General features: G+C 70.6%; 1 protein-coding gene. It reads right to left on the minus strand.

All coding sequences use genetic code 11. The annotated features are described in order from the left end of the window. Positions 1-402, minus strand: a 402-nt coding sequence (locus AB4Y73_RS20490; protein WP_441874522.1) for a TonB-dependent receptor domain-containing protein, incomplete at both ends; no start/stop codon positions are given.

Genomic DNA, 402 nt, shown 5'->3' on the forward strand with positions numbered 1-402 from the left:
GGTTGTTCACGCCCGCGAAGACGGCGGCATTGCGGCCGATGCGCTGGTTGACGACCAGATCGAGCGTGCCCCAGCCCGGCGAGCGCGCGCCGGTGGTGGAATCCGCCACTTCGCTGCTCTGGAAGCGCGCCCGAGCGGTGATCTCGGTGGATGGCAGCACGCGCCAGTCCGCGCCGAGCCGGCCCATATGGCGCGGACGGCGGGTCAGCTGCGCGCCGGTGTCGAGGTCGTCTGCGTCGGTGTAGGTGTAGGCGGCGGTCAGGCCCAGCGCCCCGGTGGCGCGCCAGCGCAGCGAGGTTTCCGCGCCCTGGGTGCGTGCCCGTGCCACGTTGCGGTAGGTGTAGGTGGCAATGCCGTTGACCAGCGTGAAGTTGGCCATGTCGGTCTGGATCAGGTCCGAGA

It is taken from the genome of Pseudarthrobacter sp. TAF60_1 (assembly GCF_052113505.1).
In the GTDB taxonomy this organism is placed as follows: domain Bacteria; phylum Actinomycetota; class Actinomycetes; order Actinomycetales; family Micrococcaceae; genus Arthrobacter.